Origin of the sequence: Spirillospora sp. NPDC049652 (assembly GCF_040675125.1) — a bacterium.
In the GTDB taxonomy this organism is placed as follows: Bacteria; Actinomycetota; Actinomycetes; order Streptosporangiales; family Streptosporangiaceae; genus Spirillospora.
On sequence record NZ_JBFAOF010000563.1, the window covers coordinates 1 to 4,752 of the forward strand.

5 protein-coding genes are annotated in these 4,752 nt (G+C 74.9%); all 5 read right to left on the reverse strand.

Annotated elements, in window-relative coordinates; genetic code table 11:
* Positions 1–233 (reverse strand): hypothetical protein (locus tag AB0J52_RS27855; RefSeq protein WP_500185353.1); only part of this gene is annotated, 233 nt, incomplete at its 3' end.
* Positions 230–1,174, reverse strand: coding sequence for an ABC transporter ATP-binding protein (locus AB0J52_RS27860; protein WP_500185354.1), 945 nt, complete (start codon positions 1,172–1,174; stop codon positions 230–232). The genes AB0J52_RS27860 and AB0J52_RS27855, both read right to left, overlap by 4 nt.
* A gap of 78 nt (positions 1,175–1,252) precedes the next feature.
* A complete protein-coding gene (locus AB0J52_RS27865) occupies positions 1,253–2,515 on the reverse strand; it encodes a pyridoxal phosphate-dependent aminotransferase (protein ID WP_500185355.1) in 1,263 nt (420 codons plus the stop codon).
* Positions 2,516–2,657: 142 nt separating this feature from the next.
* Positions 2,658–3,758, reverse strand: coding sequence for a carboxylate-amine ligase (locus AB0J52_RS27870; protein WP_500185356.1), 1,101 nt, complete (start codon positions 3,756–3,758; stop codon positions 2,658–2,660).
* A gap of 208 nt (positions 3,759–3,966) precedes the next feature.
* Positions 3,967–4,752: response regulator transcription factor (locus AB0J52_RS27875; protein ID WP_500185359.1), on the reverse strand; the 786-nt coding region annotated here is incomplete at its 5' end.

Here is a 4,752-nt window from a genome sequence, read left to right on the forward strand (position 1 = left end):
AGGCTGGGCGCGATGACCGCGGACGCGACCGCGTCCGGCCGGTGCGCGTGCAGCGTCAGCGCCAGCAGGCTCGTCGTCTGCATCGGGGCGACCAGCAGGATCAGCGCGTGCGACGGGCTGCGCCGCGACAGCAACGCCTGGAGCACGAAGGCCCGCCACACCACGGAGCTCTGCCACGCCAGGGACGCCCGTCGCGCGAGGGACGCCCGCCCCGCCACCGACGTCCGCGTCATACCCGCATCCCCCTGTCGCCGACGGTGCGCAGGTAGACCTCTTCGAGCGTCGGCTGGGCGTGCCGCGCGGTGAGGACGTCCCGCTCGACCAGCCAGGCCAGGACGCGCCGGGACCCCTCCCGGTCGGCGGTGTGGACGCGCCAGCGGTCGTCCAGCCGCTGGACGTCGGTGACCTCGGGCAGCAGGGCCAGCGCTTCGGCCGCTGAGGCGTCGTCGTGGGTGAAGTCGACGCACTCGCGGTCGCCGAGGATCCGGCCGACGTTCGCGGTGTCGTCGGTGAGCAGCAGGCGTCCGCGGTCGATGAGCGAGACCCGGTCGCAGAGCGCGGTCGCCTCGTCCATGTCGTGGGTGGCCAGCAGGAACGTCCGGCCCTCGTCCCGCAGGTCGAGGACGAGGCGCCGGAACGCGGCGCCCGCGACGGGGTCGAGGCCGGACGTCGGCTCGTCCAGGAACAGCACCTGCGGCTCGTGCAGCAGGCCGCGCGCCAGGTGCAGGCGCTGGCGCATCCCGCGCGAGTACCGTTCGACGGGCTCGTCCGCGCGCTCGGCGAGCCCGACCCGCTCCAGCAGCGTGTCGGCCCGCCGCCGGACGGTCCGGGCGTCGAGCTTGTACAGCGCCCCCCAGAACTGCAGGTTGCGGCGGGCGCTGAGCCGGTCGTAGAGCCCCCGGTCCCCACCGAGGACGAGCCCGACCAGCGACCGGACGGCCCTGGTCTCGGCGACGACGTCGTGCCCGAGCACCCGGGCCGTTCCCGACGTCGGCAGCAGCACGGTCGAGAGGATCTTGACCAGTGTGGTCTTGCCCGCGCCGTTCGGCCCGAGCAGCCCGTGGATCTCGTTGCGGGCGATGGTCAGGGTGAGGTCGTCCAGGGCGACGACGGAGTCCTTGCGCCTGCGCTCGTACGTTCGGCGCAGCGCGGTTGCGGCGACGGCGACTTCCATGCCCCGACCGTGACCGTAAGGCCCCGCCCCAAGCCATAAGGCCGCGGCCTTAGAAATCTGCCGTGGTCTTAAGCCGAGTCAGACCGCGCCTTCCAGGCAGCGCGAGCGCAGGTCGGTCAGGGCCGTCTCGATGCGGTTTGTGGCCTTGCGGATGTGCGGAAGGTCCGCCGGGTCGGTGCTGTCCAGCGCGGCGAGCTGCTCCTCGACCGTCCGGCCGTAGAGCATGCTCGTCGACGCCTTGAAGCGGAGCGCGCCCGTCTCGTCGCCGAGTTCGTGCCCGGCCAGCACCGCGATGTCGTACTCCTCGAACAGGTACTGCTGGAGCGAGTGCGAGTCGGTGATGCCCAGCGCGGCCAGGGGCGCGCGGAGCGGTTCGAAGTCGGGGTAGACGTAGAACGCCCCGGTGGGCGGTCGGCACCGGGCCCCCGCGGCGACCATGACGGAGTGCAGGGCCCGGGCGACGGAGCCGTGCAGGCGCGCGCTCGCCGCCAGGCGCCGGCGGACCTCGGGCGGGTCGCCGAGCACGTAGCCGGCCACCTCCTGCATCGGGTGGGCCAGCGTCGACCACAGGTCGCTCGCGACGCCGAGCACGCCCGCCTGGATCTGCTCGCCGCGCCCGCTCACCGGGAACCGCGCCAGGCCGATGCGCCAGCCGCCCAGGGCCATGCTCTTGGACAGGCCGGTCGTGACCACGGTGCGGTGCGGGGCCACCTGGGCCGGGCTCAGGAACTCGGTCCCGGGGTCGTGGAGGACGTCGCGGTAGATCTCGTCGGACAGCAGGACCAGGTCCTCGTCCTCGGCGATGGAGCAGATCGTCCGCACCAGGTCGGGCGAGGCCAGGGTGCCGGTCGGGGTGTCGGGCAGCGTGCAGATCAGCAGCCGGGGGTCCAGGCCCCGGGCGCGCGCGGCCCGGATGGCGGCCCGCAGGGCGGCCGGGTCCGGGACGCCGCCGTACTCGGTCGTGATGGGCACGCCGATCGGGGTCTTGCCCGCCAGCCGCGCCTGCGGCGCGTAGCTGTTCCAGCAGGGCCGGGGCAGCAGGACGTCACCGGGGACGGCGAGCTGCACGGCCATGAGGAGCGGCTTGCTGCCCGGCGCGACGACCACCTGCTCGGCGTCCGTGGGCAGCCCGCGGCGGCCGAGGAACCCGGCGGCCGCCTCCCGGACCGCCTGCGTGCCGGCGACCGGCCCGTAGGTGGTCTGGTGCGCCGCGTCCGTGAGCAGCTCCGCCAAAGACGCCAGCAGCGGCAGCCGGGACTCGCCGAACGCCAGGTTCATGATGTCGGCGCCGGCGGCGTTCAGCCGGTCCACGACCTGGTTCAGCTCCAGGTTGGGAGACATGCGCCAGTGGGCCATCGTCTGGTCTCCTTACTGCTGCGCGGCGGCCTCAGCGGTCGGCGCCGGCGTCGGAACGGATGCGGCCGCGCTCGGACGGGCGGGTTCCAGGCGGACCTGGACCGCGCGCCGCCCGGCCGGCGGTGGGTCATTGCTCCCGGGCCTCGGTCACGTCCGCGAGATGGCGGACGACGTCGGTGAACCGGTGCCGCCGTTCGAAGACCTCGCGCTGGCGCCGTGCCCCGCAGCCGTCGCGCCGGAGTCTCCCGACGGTGGTGGTGACGTACTCCAGGTCGCCGGCGTCGCGCAGGGCGTCGTGCACGTGCGCGATCAGCTCGTCGACCATGGCCGGGGCCGGGACGAGCTCGGCGGTGCGGGGATGGAGCGCCTGGCCCTCCAGGCCGTCGCGCGCGGCCCGCCAGCGTGCCAGCGGCAGGATCTCCTCGCGGACGCGCGGGACGGGCCGCCCCTGCGCGGCGGTGCGCAGCGCCGTCCGGACCAGGGCGCGCGCCAGGACGGCCTGCAGGACGGCCTCGTCGACGCTGGACGCGACGTCGGGCGCGCGGACCTCCAGGGTCGGCCAGGTCATGGAGGGGCGGGCGTCCCAGTAGACCATCTTGGCGTCCATGATCGTTCCGGTGGAGATCAGCGTGCCCAGGGTGTCGCGGTAGCGCTGCGGCGTGGCCAGGCGCGGCGGGATCCCGGCGCAGGGCCACAGGGCGCCGGCGACCGTGCGCCAGCTGGCGTGGCCTGAGTCGGCGCCGTCCACGAACGGCGAGTTGGCGCCGAGCGCGATCAGGGTCGGCAGCCAGGAGCGCAGGTGGTCGCAGGCGCGGACGGCCTCGGCGAGGTCGAGGGTGCCGACGTGGACGTGGCAGCCGCTGTTGGCGAAGGTCTCGGTGAGCGCGCCGAAGCGGGCGCGCTGGACGTGCCGTCGCGGCTCGTCGGCGAGGACCGGTTCGCCGGTGCGGCGGAGCACGGGCGTGGCGCAGGCGACCAGCCGGCATCCGCGCGCGGCGGCGGCCTCGGTGAAACCGCGCCGCAGCCGCAGCAGCTGGGCGTGCAGTTCCCTGGCCGTGCGCGCGACGGGGGTCGCCGACTCCACCTGGAACCGGGTGGCCTCCCGGTGCATGGTCCCGCTGCCGTCGTCGGCGTCGGCCAGCACGGTCTGCGCCATCGCGGCGGGCTCGAGGGTCTCCGCGTCGACGAGGACGAACTCCTCCTCCACCCCCAAGGTCAGCGGGGACACGGACGACGGCGGATCCACGGGCGCGGGTCGGACACCTGGTGTGGACACTGCTCCTCCACCTGGGCTCGGATGTGCCGGACGGATCTGCGGAGCCCCATCCGGGGGCGGACCCGCTCACACCTCCCCATTGTCACCCAATGCATATAGATTGTAACCTAAGGTCATGGAATGGAGTCGGTGATCATCTCCCGCCGACCCGGCGGGGCCGCTACAGCAGGCCGCGGTCGTGGGCGGCCGCCACGGCCTCACCGCGTGAGGACGCGTCGAGTTTCGCCATCAGGTTGGAGACGTGGACGCTGGCCGTCTTGGGGGAGATGAACAGCTCGGCGGCGATCTCCCTGTTGGAGCGGCCCCGGGCCAGCAGGCGCAGGACCTCCGACTCGCGCGCGGTGAGAGGGCCCTTGGTGGAGCCGGCCAGCCCGGCGCGGCGGGCGCGTTCGGAGATGCGGCGCCGCAGCGGCGCGGCGCCCAGCGCCGAGGCGATCCCGTCGGCGCGGTGCAGGCGGCCTGCGGCGGACGCGCGGGCGCCCGCGGCGAGGTCGGCGCAGGCGGCGTCGAACAGGGCTCTGGCCAGGTCGTACGGGTGTCCCAGGCGCTCCCAGACACCGATGGCGGTGTCCCAGCCGGACGCGTCGCCCGCGTGGGCGGCGACCGCCGCGGCGTGCGCGGTGACGATCCCGCCCTCGACCGGCGCGCCCTCCACCGGCGCGGCCGTGGCCGTCGCGGCCGTGACCACCTCGGGTGGGGCGAGGACGCCCGCGCGGGCGGCGGCCTCCAGCAGCGGCCAGGTGAAGACCGGCTGGAGGGTCAGGTCCGGGTGCCGGAGCGCCGCCTCGGCGATCGCGCGGGCCGCGGGCCGGTCGTCCTCCGACAGCCGCAGGTCGATGAGCGCCTGCGCCAGCGGCAGCGAGGTCTGCGGGTAGCCGGAGTCCACGGGTTCGGCGAGCGCGATGGGCTCCGGTTCCGGGCCCGTCCCCGTCGCCGCGCGCAGGGC